Genomic DNA, 14,513 nt, shown 5'->3' with positions numbered 1-14,513 from the left:
CTCATCGCGTGCTCCAATTCACTCTTTTTCGCAGTTCGCGGCTGAGTCAACAATCGGGAAACTCTAATGGATCTCACTTTCACAGAAGACGAGCGCGCGTTCCGTGACGAATTACGTCAGTTCTTGCGCGGCAACGTTCCGCCGGAGACGCGACGCAAGCTGGTGGAAGGCCGGACTTTGTCCAAGGAGGAGATCGTCGCCGGGGCGCGTGTCCTCAACAAAAAGGGAATCCCGTATTGGCCAAAAGAGTACGGCGGAGCGGGATGGTCTCCAGCGCAGCAGTACATCTTCGAGGAAGAGGTACAAGCCTTTCCCGCGCAGACCATGTACGACTTTGGTGTATCTCTCATCGGACCAGTGATCTACACGTTCGGCAATGAGGCGCAAAAGAAATACTATTTGCCTCGGATCATCAACGTCGAAGATTGGTGGTGCCAAGGCTTCTCGGAGCCTGGCGCCGGCTCCGACCTAGCCTCTCTCAGGACTCGGGCCGTGCGCGATGGCGACCACTATGTTGTCAACGGCCAAAAGACCTGGACGACCTTGGCACAGCATGCCAATTGGATCTTCTGTCTGGTACGGACCAATCCCGATGTGAAGAAGCAACTGGGTATCTCCTTCCTTCTCGTCGATATGAAGTCACCCGGCGTCAATGTACGTCCGATACAGCTGATCGACGGTGGTTATGAAGTTAACGAAATTTTTTTTGATAACGTCCGAGTCCCGGCCGAGAATCTAGTTGGCGAGGAAAATAGGGGGTGGGACTACGCTAAGATGCTGCTCGGCAACGAGCGCTTCGGAGGAGCTTGGGTTGGCGCTTCCAAGGAGCGCATCCGACGTATCAAGCACCTTGCCGCGCGATCTCGCGCGGGAGGTGAGCGGCTAATCGACCAAGCAACGTTCCAGCAGAAGGTCATTGAAGTCGAGGTCCAGTTGAAGGCGCTTGAGATGACGCAGCTCCGCGTTGTCGCCAACGCATCAAAGCAGCAAAACGGTGCGCAAGATCCGGCCAGCTCCATCCTCAAGCTCAAGGGCGCTCAAATCCAGCAGGCAACTGCTGAGCTTCTTATGGATGTAATAGGCCCTTATGCCCTACCCCAGCTATCTGAACAGGAACTCGAGGACCGTAACACGTCCCCGATCGGTCCTGACTGGCCGCCAATGATCGCGCCCACTTACTTCTATAGCCGCGCGGCCTCCATCTATTCGGGATCGCGGGAAATTCAGAAGAACATTATCACCAAAGGGATCCTCGGCCTCTGATGGTTCAGGGTCATCAGCACCACGCCCCGTTGCAGGAGAATTTCCAAAGTGGATTTCGATTTCTCGGAAGAACAACGGCTCCTCAAGGACAGCATTGAGCGACTGTTGCTTGAGAGCTACAGCCTCGATAATCGCCGTATATATCAGGCCGGTCAGGCGGGCTTCAGTAATGCAATGTGGTCGCGCTATGCCGAGCTCGGGCTTCTGGCATTGCCATTCTCGGAAGAACAGGGTGGATTCAGTGGCGGTCCGGTTGAAACCATGATCGTCATGGAGGCATTCGGCAAGGCGTTGATCTTGGAGCCCTATTTGGCGACCGTGGTCCTTGCCGGCGGTGTGCTCCGACTTGGAGCGAATGAGGCGCAAAAGGCCGAGCTGATCCCAGCAATCGCCGAAGGCCGGACAAAAATGGCCTTCGCTTATTCCGAGCCGCACTCTCGCTACGACCTCTTCCACGTTGAGACGCAGGCGAAACAAGACGGCGACGGGTGGCTCCTAAGCGGCACCAAGGGCCTGGTCCTTCACGGCGAGGCGGCCGATAAGATCGTCGTATCAGCACGTACGGCAGGCGACACGCGGGACAAGAGGGGAATTGGGCTCTTCCTTGTCGATGCGCACGTGCCGGGCCTCACACGCCGTGGTTATCCGACACAGGATGGATTGCGTGCCGCCGAGATCACGCTCGATAAGGTACGCATCCAGAAAGACGACGTCATCGGCGATCCGGCAATTGCGTTCCCGATTATTTCTCAAGTCGCGGACGAGGCGGTTGCAGCACTTTGCGCAGAGGCCGTCGGCAGTTTCGGCGAAATGCTAACTATTACGGTTGACTACCTTAAAACGCGCGAGCAGTTCGGCAAGAAGATTGGCAGTTTCCAGGCGTTGCAGCATCGGGCAGCCGACATGTTCGTTGAGTTAGAGCAGTCCCGCTCGATGGCTCTTTATGCGGCGATGATGACGAGAGAAGGCAACGTGACCGAGCGTGAGCGCGCGATTTCCGCGGCAAAAGTCCAGATCGGCCGCTCGGCAAAGGTAATCGGCCATGAAGCAATCCAGCTCCATGGCGGCATCGGTATGACAATGGAGTACAGCATCGGACACTACTTCAAGCATGTCATCATGCTCGACACGCTATTTGGCGATGCCGACTATCATCTGAGCCGCCTTGCCAATCTTGGAGGACTTACCAGCGAGCAGGCAGACTAAAGAAAGAAACGACGGCGGTTCGCTTTGATTACAAGAAGCTGGGCGAGCGGAGATGAGATTCTCCGGGTTCTCCATATATACGGGGCCATTCTGCCACGGTTCGTTCTGGTCTCCGACATTGAAGCTGCGTTGTCCAACGAAGATCGGGCGTCAGGCGGGCCGTGATCGACTGGGATGGCTCAAGGGACGGCGTCGCCTCGATACCCGCGTGGCTTAGCAGAGAGCAATACGATTAGGCCATTTGTCATTCGGCCTGCAACATTTGCAAGCCGATTCACAGCCATTTTCATAATCGCCGGCGCCTTGACGGCGACAGGCCTAGCGACGGCCCTGATTTTGGGAATGCCTGCATTCGCTGGCGATCGGCTGGCGGCCACCTCCGGTACAGGAGCATACTAGGTGGCCCAGCGCAAAGCCATTTTGAGCCCCTCTCTAAGCGAACGAAATCAAGATCACTGATAACGACAACTACGGCCGCAGATCGGCATCCTGATGAGCGTCGCGACGAAGCTTTTCAGGGGTGAATGAGGGCCAGCCGCAAGGACCTTGCACTTACTACCTCGTCGACGCGCCCGCGGCTCTGGGAAATGGCGCTGGCCGCAGGGCTTCGCTTTTCGTATGGCTTGAAGCCGAGAACACCACTTTCTTCGGTCGACTTCCGCTGAAATTGCGGGCGCGATAAGGAGGATGCCCAGATTACATCCACTGGCGAGCGCCCCCCTTAGAAGAAAAAATGCCTAGCCGAGCGTTCAGCTACGTGGCCGCTATTGCCGGCGTGAGCGCCCGCCATCTTGCGACCGTCGACAAGCGTGCCGGTTCCGAGGATCGTGTGGTAGCGCCCGGCATTCTCAGAAGAGGGTGCGCCGGTCTGAAAGGAAGGCAGACGAGCAGACACGCTGCCCTCCGACAGCGTCAACATCCATCCACATACTGCAATTTCCTGTGACCGCCCCGCTGAAGCAGTTGATTGGGAAGGCGGGTCCTTCCCGAAGCATGTTCACAGTACCTGGTGCCGAACGACCGCGAACACGTGGTACCACTTGGTCCTGGCGCTCGCTGCGGTATGCCGCTGCGCAAAGCTTTATGAATGGTCGGCTTTAGCATGCCTCGGGACCGTAACCACGGTGAGGCGTAACTATTGACCACTTTCCGACCGCATCGCGTCGGCTGCCGCCCTGGAAGAAGCATTGGACAGCTTGCTCGACCTACGCGCCGCGGCGCTGGTCTCACGTTCGCCCGCCGGCGAAAACATGCATCCGGCACAAGCCGCGCTCAGGGAGCCTCCCTGGAAGCCTTGGAGGTGCGGCTCACCAGTCGCCCACGATCGGAAGGGCAAACTCTTCACCATAGCCGCGAAGCTTCGCGTTTCTCCAATGAAGCACACATTTTCGGCCGTTTATGTGCTGAATTCGGCGAAATCCGCCCCCCAGAGGCTCTATAAGTGATCTAACACACGTTACGCTTTGGACATCTCAATGACATCGAAGAACAAAGGCTCTCTTGGAATCCTAGACTTTGATCGTGAACCCGGCTGGGTGCGACCCACGCCGCAACCCGGCTCGCTTATGAGTCCGGATACTTACGGCTTTCCCGTCCTCATAGAGAGCGTCAAAGGATCCACTGTGGATCGCACAATGAGCGGCGATCTCACGCTCGCACCTGCCTACATTGCCGCGGCACGCAAGCTCGTCGAAGACGGTGCTGTGGCTATCGGTTCGAACTGCGGTTTTGCGATCCGCTACCAGGCAGCCGTTGCCGCTGCGGTAGACGTCCCGGTAATGATGTCGACGTTGGTACTTTTGCCGGCTCTGCTCCGTCAGTTAGCTCCCAGTACGCAGGTCGGAGTGGTCACATCGGATTCAACCCTTTTTGCCGAGGACCTTCTTGGCCTCACTGACCCGGCCGAGCGCGCAAGGGTTGTGGTTGTTGGCATCGAAGGCGGCAACATGGCGCGAAACGCGACGATGAACCTGCCGACGGGACCTGCCGAGATCGAGGAGGATGTGGCCTCCTGCGTCAGGCGATTGCTTGACACGAATCCAAAGGTTGCAGCGCTACTGTTCACGTGCACTCTCTTCCCAATGATCACACCTGCGATACGTCGCAGGTTCGGGCGGCCAATCTACGATATCTCGACCGCATGCCGACTTGCCCTGGAAGCTGCTGTGTCGACCGGACTCGTACACGGTTCGCAACAGTAGCCCGCGGGCTTCAGCTAACCAAGACCGCATGACTTTCATTTGTCGCTGTCTCATTCGGGCGCCCTGGCTTGAAAGCAACGCGCCTTGCGAGCAGTCCCAACTGCCCCACCAGAGGAGCCCTTAATGTCCGGAAAAGTCGTTCTGACTTGCGCAATCACTGGCGGGAATGCGACAGTCGTCGCCAAGCATCCGCAACTTCCCAAGACGCCCTCGCAAATTGCGGCAGCAGCCATCGATGCCGCGAAAGCAGGCGCAGCCATCGTTCACATCCACGTTCGCGAAGATGACGGCACGCCTTCCAACCGCCTGGAGCTCTACGAGCAGGTCGTAAAGAAACTGCGCGACTCGTCCACCGACGTCATCATCAACCTGACATGCGGAATGGACGGGAGCATTGCGCTAGATTCCCTTGAACCAACCACGCTCAGCAAGACCACTGTACTCAAAAGCCCGAAGAACCGCGTCCTTCAAGCGACCACGCTAAAGCCGGAGATCGCCACATTGGATTGCGGCGTGTTGGCATTCGGCGAGTCCATCTATGTGGCGCGCATGTCCGACCTGCGCGAGATGACGAATCTGATGCAGGATGCCGGCGTCAAGCCAGAGATCGAATGCTTTGAGCTCGGCCACATCGAAAATGCCAAGAAACTCATCGCGGAAGGCACCCTCAAGGGCCCGCCGCTGTTCCAGTTCTGCCTCAGCACCGGCTACGGTGCTCCGGCAGAGCCGATCGTCATCCAGGCTATGAAAGAGATCCTGCCTCCTGGCGCGATTTGGGCTGGATTCGGATGTGGTCCAGACGAAATGCCTACGGTCGCGGCAATCGTAAGACTGGGAGGTCATGTCCGCGTCGGTCTGGAAGACAATATCTATCTGCGGCGCGGCGTGCTGGCATCCAACGCCGAACTCGTCGACAACGCAGTCGGGATCATTGAGCGCATGGGCTCCAGCATCGCCACGCCGGCCGAAGCACGAAACATGCTGGGGCTGGTCAAGCGCGACTAGGCCCCTTTCGCAACATGCACTAGCCGGAAGTGGCGCTTTTGTAGCTTACTCCGGCAACTGCTCGCCAAGCATCGCTTCTGCACGATGCGGAGCAAAGAGGAATTCAGCTCCGAGACCACGTCCTTCGCGGAAGCGGCGGGTCCGGAGTCCGCATATCGCCGCGTCGGCCATCCGGCACTGAACTGATCAAACTGGTTCCTACAATTTCCCCCTAATGCACAAGGACGGTTACGTTCAGCATGATCCACATGCAGGATGAATGATCAGCTCTGGTGAATGCCGCCTCGGTGGCTTCCTAGAGCATGACCTAGAGAGGCTGGAACCGGTTCATCCAGCGCAATGTTCAATAGGTGGATTGGCTCAGGGGTGCTGCCAGCCCCGGGCACGCAGCGAATATGTCGCCTACGAGGACCGCGGATATACAGCTCCCCGCGTGGGCGCTGCAGTACTAAAGTGTGAGAACCAGCCGCCCAGGCCGAGCGCGACATCGCTGGTCGCTCCGCTCGGCCTCTTGCAAAGGCCTTCGCTAGAACTACGAAGGCGGATACCCTTCGAAGCTCCGCCTTTGTCCGCGTCAAGGGCTGCGAGGCCTCTTTTTTGCGAAGCAGAATGCCGCAATTTCACGCTCAGCGCATCCAAGCGATCTGTCTCGCATTTCACGCATCGAGGACTTGGCCTGTTCCCTTGGGCGCCCTTTGTTGCAGAGCTTTGCGCAGCGCGCCTGATTCGGGCGTCGGCTTCAGCTCTTTGCACGAAATGTGTGTCGAGGCGAAACACACTGCAGCAAACAGTCGACATTGAGGAGATAGGGTCCGTAGCGAGCGCATTTTTTTCAGAAGGATGCGAGCGTTCTCAGCGTTTGCGGCCCCACCTTTATACAAGTGAGCGCGAAAGCCAGATCTCACGGCGTCGATGATGGAGACAGAAAGAATGGCTGAAGCTATAACAACGCGCCGAGAGGGCGCGATCCTCGAGGTCACGCTCGACCGCCCAAAGGCAAATGCCATCGACGCCGACACTTCACAGCTAATGGGTGAGGCCTTCAAGACCTTCCGAGACGATCCAGAGCTGCGCGTTGCCATCCTCAAGACCGCTGGTGACAAGTTCTTTTGTGCCGGGTGGGACCTAACCGCCGCTGCGGCTGGGGAATCGGCGAACGCCGATTTTGGAGTCGGTGGATTCGGTGGCGTGCAGGGACTGCGCGACTTGAACAAACCGGTAATCGCTTGTGTCAATGGAATGGCAGTTGGTGGCGGCTTCGAACTCGTGCTTTCCTGCGACTTGATCTATGCGTCAGATCATTCTTCGTTCGCACTACCGGAGATCCGCGCCGGCCAGCTCGCCGACGCGGCATCGGTCAAACTGCCCAAGCGCATTCCATTTCATATTGCCTTGGACCTTCTGTACACCGGCCGCTGGATGAACGCCGCCGAGGCACACCGCTGGGGCCTCGTCAATGAAGTGCTTCCGAAGGAACAACTCGAGGACCGCGTATGGGAGATCGCGAAGCTCCTCGCGAGCGGCCCGCCCCTTGTGTTTGCTGCCATCAAAGAGACCGTGCGCATGGCTGAGCCGCTGAGCTATCAAGACGCCCTAAACCGCGTGAATCGGCGTCAGCTTGCGACTGTCGATATACTCTATGGTTCAGAGGACCGTCTTGAGGGTGCACGTGCCTTCGCAGAAAAGCGCACTCCCGTATGGAAAGGCAGATAGTCTTGATGTTGTGAGGCGCTGCGCGAGGAGGCCGGTCACTAGATACCAGTAGCGTTCGACGGCCGCGTCATTTCGATGCACCGCCGCGCAACAATGCGGCGTCCCGCAACGGCGCTCAGAACAAGTTTGCCGCGCGAGCGCCTGGGCCCGGCGGCGGACGAGCCACAGGAGCGTTTAAGCGAGTGCTGTACGTTGAGGAGCTGGGCCTGAAGAGCTGCACGACAGATTGTGGGTCTATGCACTTCCGTCCGGGTGAGACCGTCAAGATCAATAGTCAGCCGACGCTACGCAAGATGGCCGCCCGACTGAAATAGCTCAAGGTGCGTCCTGCTACGCGACTAACGCGGACTCGTGCAACGAGCGACCGCGCTTGAACGAGTTGGAGCGCGCGTAGTTAGCCCCGACGAGGTACGTCCGAACCGGGCGCGAGGACCTATGCCAGAAGGACCGAGCTGAAGAGCATTATCGAACCGTCTGGTTTGCTAGGTGCATCATCGGTGGAGAATGGACGTCTGCTTTGATGCCAACCAAGCTGACGCGTAGCGGCGTGCCTCTGCGGCGGAGGGAACACAAGCCGGCGGCGCGTCTCCGTGGTGTGCCAGCCGAGTAATCGCAGATTTGGTAGACAGGGGGTCACCTAAGGATGCGCGAGCGCGGGCGGAGCCTGCTCCACATGTTGACCTCGCCGTCACCAAGCCGCATCTGATGCTGCTTGAGCACTCCTCGGTGAGAACGTTGCTACATACCTCATTGCTGGCAGCGGACAGCCGCAGAGATCGCGCGGGCGTAGCGGTGCTATCACGTCAGCTATGCGATGGCCTTCTGCTGATTGCCAACTTCGGATGGGCATCGGACGGGGGGCTCGGCCAGGCTGCGAAGTAGCTTCTGACGGAGGCTGTGAACAACGCGACCTTCCGGCTCGCTGAGTCGAAGCAGAGGTTAAGTGTCTCGACAGTGCAAGCCACTTCGCCAGCGCTTTCGACGCGATGAAGAAGATGAAACCGCTTTGTGTCCGAAGCAATCAGGGTCGTATAGATTTCAACCGATGCGCCCAACCGCAGTTCGCGAATATAACGAACATAGGTTTCGGTCAGGACGAAATGAAGATCCGGTTCAGACGCAAGATCATTCTTTGCCTGCCGCCATACTTCAGTACTCGCAAGATCAGCTATGCGCTGATATGTCAAGAAATTGACATGATCGAGATCGTCGAGCCAGTCCTTGTCGACGACACCTTTCCAGGTTTTAATCCAAGTCATGTTTCATCCTCGTGAAGTGTTTGCCTGATTGGCCGCATTGCAGTTCTCAGCTACGGAATTGTGCAGAGTTTCAGTCTTTCGTCCCGGCCAGCCGCTTGGATGTCTTTGCAGGCTTCTCGGCTTAACTCCGCACCCTGCGGCGTCCCCGCTTGCTGTCGGACGCGGTCTTTCCGCGTAGCGACGCCCCCGGTTGGAGCTAGAATTCGAAAGTCGTCCATCAAGTGCGCCGAGCTCCAGGCTCGGAGGCGCGGGTCTATTGTCGAACTGAACTTCTCAGGAGAACGTCGCGCGTGCTTTGTCATGAGTAACGCTTAGCGCAAATCGTGTCTTGTTTCCTTTAATTCAGGTCCAAGTCCCGCCAAAATCCTGCTCGCAACACCACAATGCGGAGCATTGTGTCGAGTGCGCTGAACTTGGTGCAGCATTTCAAAACTCGAACTGCGAACCGAGCTCTATCTTTCGAAATGACGCTGCCTGATAACACTCGCGTAGTTGCTGGCGCAATCGACATGAGATGCATTCTTGAGGTCGGGCCTGCGGTGATTGTTTCTCGCCTGGTGCCTAAACAGAGATCGAACGACGATCGACCGGGACATCAACCCATATCATCCCGCAATCGCTTCCTCGCAGCCGAGAACCAGCGCTGGTGGGAGAAGCAGAACGCTCTGTCCCCTTCATCTGAAACACGAATGCTAACAGCGCCTACAGCGACATTATGTGGGAAGGCCGGTACTCAGACGAAGCGGCCAACAATCAGATCGGACGGCCTCGAGGTGACTATTTGATTGAGCCGCATCAAGCGTCTGCATGAGCTCCGATGACGAGCAAACCTCGGCCTTAATGCCTCGATCACGCTGTCTCACCCCATGATCTGTTCAAGGGCGAGCGGCTCGCGTCCAAAACTGCAGACGGTCCATCACATGAGCGCCCGCGCGTGCCGGCCCTACTTATGCGAGTTTGGCTTTGCGCACGAAACCGACGCTCTCCGGCGACGCCGGTTGCAGATAAGCTCCGATATTCTGTGGAATGTGCTCATTTTGGGCATTGTCCGCCCGGATATTGAAGAAACTCTGCGGAAAGGAAGGCGTAGCTTCTCCCCGCGAGCTGACCTCTAACCGGCGTAGCGTCCGCGGGCAGATACGGAAGAAGACGATCCTCAGGAGATCGCGTGCTTGAGTCAAAGGCGGGTAGGAGACAATTTCGTGTCCAATGTAGCGATCGGAAAGCTAGCCGCTAATGAGCAGGATCAGAAGGTGGAGGATATCTCTCGACTAGAACACGTGCGGCGCAAGCATGTGGGCCGCTACATCAGTGCTGTCGCGGTCGTGGCGGCGGTCTCATGGATTGTGATGTCTTTTGTCCACGGCCAGATCGATTGGGCTGTTGTTGGCCGATACCTAACGGCGCGCACCATTGTCCTCGGTCTAGGTAACACTGTGCTGATGGCGGCCTTGGCGATGTTGATGGGCGTCGTGATCGGAGTGACGGTGGCGATCATGCGCTTGTCGGCCAACCCAGTGGTCAATTGGGCGGCTGCTAGTTACGTGTGGTTTTTTCGCGGCACACCGTTGTTATTGCAGCTATTGCTGTGGTTCAACCTCGCGCTTGTATTTCCCGAGCTGGGCATTCCCGGCCTCCTCGATGTGCGCACGGTGGACGTGATGACACCATTCGTTGCAGCACTTCTCGGGTTGGGTATCAATCAGGGCGCCTATACATCTGAAGTGGTGCGCGCAGGCTTACTATCTGTTGATCAAGGGCAGTACGAGGCGGCGAGCGCAATCGGCATGCCCCGTCTTCAAGCGCTGCGCCGAATCATCCTCCCGCAGGCAATGCGGGTCATCGTGCCCCCAATCGGCAACGAGCTCATCGGTATGGTCAAGCTTACGTCGCTCGCAAGCGTGATCCAGTTTTCGGAAGTCGTGCACAACGTAGAGAACATCTACTACGTGAACAACTACGTAATCGAACTGCTGATCGTTGCTGCATTCTGGTACCTGACCGTGGTTACCGTGCTTACGTTCCTGCAGACGAGGTTAGAGCGGCATTACGCTCGCGGCGCCCGCGATATGAACCCCCGCTAGACCGGAACACCACATGGATCCCATTGTCAAAGCCAGCGGCGTGCGCAAGTCGTATGGCGGATTCGAAGCGCTCAAGGGTATCGACCTCGAAATAGATCGTGGCGAAGTGCTGTGCATCATCGGTCCATCGGGGTCGGGAAAGAGCACCTTGCTCCGCTGCATGAATCAGTTGGAGACGGTTGATAGCGGCGCTCTGTGGGTGAATGGCGAATTGGTCGGCTACCGTCGTGTCGGCCGGAAGCTATATGAACTCTCGGAGCGTGACATCGCGCGGCAACGCCTCGCAACCGGCATGGTGTTCCAGCGTTTCAATCTCTTTCCCCATAAGACGGCGCTTCAAAACGTTACGGAAGGTCCAGTTCAGGTGCTCAAACATGAACGCAGGCAGGCTGAGGCCGATGCCCGTGACTTGCTAGCGCGTGTCGGGCTGTCCCACAAATGCGACGCCTATCCAATCGAGCTCTCAGGTGGTCAGCAACAGCGTGTGGCAATTGCTCGCGCGCTCGCGATGAAACCAGCGCTGATGCTGTTCGACGAGCCTACCTCCGCGCTGGATCCCGAGCTGGTCGGCGAAGTGCTTGCCGTGATGCGCGATCTCGCTGAGACTGGAATGACAATGATCGTAGTCACTCACGAACTCGGCTTCGCTCGCGAAGTGGCAAGTCGAGTGATTTTCATGGATCAAGGGCAAGTCGTCGAAAGCGGACCTCCGGCCCAGGTGCTCAACAGTCCGACGCATGCTCGAACCATGAATTTTATTTCAGCCGTACTCAATTGAGTCGAGACGTGCCGCCCTTACCGGATTGAAACCGCGGAATGGAGTTGTCTTTGCGACCCGTGTTTTCGTCCTGTGGCGAACCTGTTCGCGGTCGCGCCTTCACCACAACCAGCCCGGGGCGGACGCGCAAGGCGGTAGCCATCGGGCTTATGAAACCCATTCTCTTGCGCCGGAAACAGCCGGCAAGTTCGAGAGTGCGATATGAGCCGCTGCGAAGCGGGTTTAGCCAGCAGCTGCGATCACGCTTAACCGCCGCAATCGGGCCAGCTCTTGCAGGAATGAATGGAGATTCTATGCTCAAGATCCGGGACGTCAATCTTGCCCTACGAAGCCTCCGTCTGCCGCTGTTCGCAGCCCCTATGTTTTTAATCTCCGGGCCCGAACTTCTCTTGGCCTGCTGCCAGGCCGGCATCGTGGGTTCTCTTCCAACGCCGAATGCCAGAAATGGCGCCGAGCTCAAGCAGATGCTGGAGGCCATCAAATCCGGCCTGAGCGATCGGCGGCCTGAGGCGCCTTGGGCCCTAAATCTGGTGATGCATTCGACTAACAATCGGCTGCCGGAAGACCTCAAAATGGTCGAAACATTTAGGCCTCCAATCGTCATCACCGCATTGGGCGCTCCCCGCCCCGCAGTCGAAGTCGCGCATTCCTACGGAGGTCTCGTTTTCGCAGACGTCAACTCCCTCGCTTACGCGCGAAAGGCAGCTGCGGCGGGCGTGGATGGCCTCGTACTCGTGTGTGCGGGAGCGGGCGGACATACTGGGGACCTCTGCAACAACGTGTTCGTCGAGGAAGTCCGGAGCTTCTTCTCCGGATACATCGCGCTGGCTGGCGGAATCACGAGCGGCCGGGCTGTCCTTGCGGCGAGAGCGTTGGGCGCTGATTTCGCATATGTCGGCACTTCCTTCATGGCCGCATCGGAAAGTCGAACCGATCCGGGCCATCAACAGATGCTGCTCACCAGCTCATGTGAAGATCTGATCATCACGCGCGCCTTTACCGGAGCTCGAGCGAATATGCTCATCCCCAGTATCGTGGCGCAAGGGCTTGACCTAGAAACTGTCGCGAGCAGCAGCGCGAAGATGAACTTCACCGGTCTAGAAGGCGCCGAGATCAAGCCATGGAAGGGGATATGGTCGGCCGGGCAGGGCGTGGGCACAATCCATGAGATCGAGCCTGTTCGCCGGATCGTAGAAAGGCTTGATCGCGAATATCGGGCCGCATTGGACGAGCTTGAACGTTATCGCGTTAGAGCATGATCGATCGCCTTCCTTAGTTGGCGGAAATCTGCAAACGAGGTCAGTAGCGGCACTTTTCGCCGGTGGCGTGCCGATCCGTGTCCCAGATCCTAATGGTCGCCCTCACGACGGCTATTCAACCCGAGCCAAGCTCGCCGGAGCGGGATCAACCCTCTGTGTTGTCGAGCAAGAGTTCTCGGACGGGAGTCGTATGTCTTCAACGAAGATCTCGTTCATCCCTGATCTCACCGCGCCGCCCATTAAGCAGCTCGACCGCGAGTGATCAACAATTTGCACCGACGTGCCAAGGCATTCGGCTTTGTCCTGCACCTTGGAACCGGGAGCTGGTGCCGTTTCTTAGGAATCGTTCTCTAGGTCAGCTCTCCGATTTTGGCGTGGAGCGACTTCACATCGATCGCCGGGATCGCCGGCGCTCCGCCTCCCGGTCCGAAAACCTCCGAAGCGCTGCCCTCGAGCTGTGACTTCCAGGCCGTGATCTGATTGGGGTGGACGTCGAATGCTTGGCCAACTGGACTATCGTCCGATCACCCTTGAGGGCCGCCAGTGCCACCTTCGCCTTGAAGGCGGTGTCTGGTTCCGGCGTGCTCGTCTGCCCATTGTCTCTCCTGTTCACGGCCATTATCGCCGTCTTCAGGCAGAAACTCCACTTAACGACCTGTTCTAATTTGCGAAGCCGACTCTGAGCTCCGTGCGCAGACGCTCTACAAAGCGTTGGTTATCTCTTTCAACTACAAAGGCGTTTGGCACCACAACGGCCGAACAACGCCGGCGATCACGGCTCGCCATTGACCATTGGCTTTTGGATCGACGCGTCCTCCGGCAGGCCCCATTTTTGAAGTAGCTGGCCATAGGTGCCATCGGCAATCAGCGCGCCAAGTGCCTGCTTAAGTTCTTGTGCGAACTGGAGATCATCCTTTGAGAATGCCATGCCGGTCAGAAGCTTGATCACAGGGTTGCCAACTACCACGTACTGGTTTCCCTCAAGCGTATTTTGATACGCAATTATCGCTGCACCTGTCAGGCCCGCATCGGCAAAGCCCTGCTTAACCATGAGCCGCACTTGAGGAGTGTTCTCACCGGGCACAACGATGATTGCAGGCTTGCCGGCTTTTGTGCAGTTCTCCTCGCTCCATTTGACGACTGCGCCGGTTTCGATAACACTAGTACGTATTGCCCCCACACGTTTACCGCATAGCGTTTCGATGTTGGTGAAGTTCTCGGCGTTTGCACGTAACGTATAGAATACGTAGGGTTGATATACGTAGTCGATGAAGTTGACACTAGCACGGCGTTCCGGCGTATCGCCTAGTGCGCTCGAAAGGATGTCCGCGCGCGCTGTCTTGATCGGGGCGAAGCTGATTATCTGCGCGAAGGTCGATTGGGTCCAGTTGACTTGCGTGCCCATCTTCGACGCCATCCCGTTCAGTATATCGATGTCGAACCCAACGAGATTCCCGGATGCATCTGCGAATTCGAATGGCGGGAATACAGTTACCGCCATCGCGTTGATAACCTTTCTTGCGCCTTCAGCGTCCGCGTCCCCGCTAGATACTGTGAGTGCGATAGCTAGCACGTTCGCCGCAACACGAACTAAAAGTCTTGCAGGCATCTGTCTTCCTCTCATGTGTTTTCGTTCGATGACGCCGCGCTATTCAGCGGAACAACGGGGTCACGACATCGCAACCGAGGCGCATAACTCGGTGCTTCAGAGTTGAATGTTTGGCGCGTGGACAACATCACCATGT

Annotated in this window: 10 protein-coding genes and 1 pseudogene; 8 read left to right on the top strand and 3 right to left on the bottom strand. The window is 57.6% G+C overall.

Going from position 1 to position 14,513, the window contains the following annotated elements; all coding sequences use genetic code 11:
* Positions 1–66: 66 nt before the first annotated feature.
* The 5 genes from IVB54_RS32875 to IVB54_RS32855 all read left to right on the top strand — a co-directional run bounded on the left by IVB54_RS32875 (position 67) and on the right by IVB54_RS32855 (position 7,388).
* Positions 67–1,263, top strand: coding sequence for an acyl-CoA dehydrogenase family protein (locus IVB54_RS32875; RefSeq protein WP_247776760.1), 1,197 nt, complete (start codon positions 67–69; stop codon positions 1,261–1,263).
* A 48-nt stretch (positions 1,264–1,311) separates the two neighbouring features.
* The gene (locus tag IVB54_RS32870) at positions 1,312–2,469 is read left to right on the top strand and encodes an acyl-CoA dehydrogenase family protein (RefSeq protein ID WP_247776759.1); all 1,158 of its coding nucleotides are present in this window, start codon (positions 1,312–1,314) and stop codon (positions 2,467–2,469) included.
* Positions 2,470–4,103: 1,634 nt separating this feature from the next.
* Positions 4,104–4,670, top strand: a complete 567-nt coding sequence (locus tag IVB54_RS32865) for a hypothetical protein (protein ID WP_247776755.1) — start codon at positions 4,104–4,106, stop codon at positions 4,668–4,670.
* 123 nt (positions 4,671–4,793) lie between these two features.
* Complete coding sequence (locus IVB54_RS32860; protein ID WP_247776753.1) at positions 4,794–5,675, top strand: 3-keto-5-aminohexanoate cleavage protein; 882 nt, start codon at positions 4,794–4,796, stop codon at positions 5,673–5,675.
* Between the two features lie 930 nt (positions 5,676–6,605).
* Positions 6,606–7,388: a carnitinyl-CoA dehydratase gene (locus tag IVB54_RS32855; protein ID WP_247776751.1), complete on the top strand. Its 783-nt coding sequence runs from the start codon at positions 6,606–6,608 to the stop codon at positions 7,386–7,388.
* A gap of 803 nt (positions 7,389–8,191) precedes the next feature.
* Here IVB54_RS32855 and IVB54_RS32850 read toward each other — a convergent pair.
* Positions 8,192–8,647 (bottom strand): thioesterase family protein, encoded by a 456-nt coding sequence (locus tag IVB54_RS32850; protein ID WP_247776749.1) that lies wholly within the window; start codon positions 8,645–8,647, stop codon positions 8,192–8,194.
* A 1,253-nt stretch (positions 8,648–9,900) separates the two neighbouring features.
* Here IVB54_RS32850 and IVB54_RS32845 point away from each other — a divergent pair.
* From IVB54_RS32845 to IVB54_RS32835, 3 genes are all read left to right on the top strand, one after another.
* Positions 9,901–10,731: an amino acid ABC transporter permease gene (locus IVB54_RS32845; RefSeq protein WP_247777550.1), complete on the top strand. Its 831-nt coding sequence runs from the start codon at positions 9,901–9,903 to the stop codon at positions 10,729–10,731.
* A gap of 13 nt (positions 10,732–10,744) precedes the next feature.
* Positions 10,745–11,509, top strand: coding sequence for an amino acid ABC transporter ATP-binding protein (locus tag IVB54_RS32840; RefSeq protein ID WP_247776747.1), 765 nt, complete (start codon positions 10,745–10,747; stop codon positions 11,507–11,509).
* A 293-nt stretch (positions 11,510–11,802) separates the two neighbouring features.
* A complete protein-coding gene (locus IVB54_RS32835) occupies positions 11,803–12,768 on the top strand; it encodes a nitronate monooxygenase (RefSeq protein WP_247776745.1) in 966 nt (321 codons plus the stop codon).
* A gap of 353 nt (positions 12,769–13,121) precedes the next feature.
* Here IVB54_RS32835 and IVB54_RS32830 read toward each other — a convergent pair.
* Together IVB54_RS32830 and IVB54_RS32825 are read right to left on the bottom strand one after the other, a co-directional pair.
* Positions 13,122–13,365: pseudogene (locus IVB54_RS32830) on the bottom strand (transposase); the annotation flags it as partial.
* 175 nt (positions 13,366–13,540) lie between these two features.
* Positions 13,541–14,377, bottom strand: a complete 837-nt coding sequence (locus IVB54_RS32825) for an ABC transporter substrate-binding protein (protein ID WP_247776743.1) — start codon at positions 14,375–14,377, stop codon at positions 13,541–13,543.
* Positions 14,378–14,513: the final 136 nt, after the last annotated feature.

Origin of the sequence: Bradyrhizobium sp. CW1 (assembly GCF_023100665.1) — a bacterium.
Lineage (GTDB): Bacteria > Pseudomonadota > Alphaproteobacteria > Rhizobiales > Xanthobacteraceae > Bradyrhizobium > Bradyrhizobium canariense_D.
The sequence above is the reverse complement of the archived record's forward strand: the minus strand, read 5'-3'. Positions and strand labels throughout refer to the sequence as shown.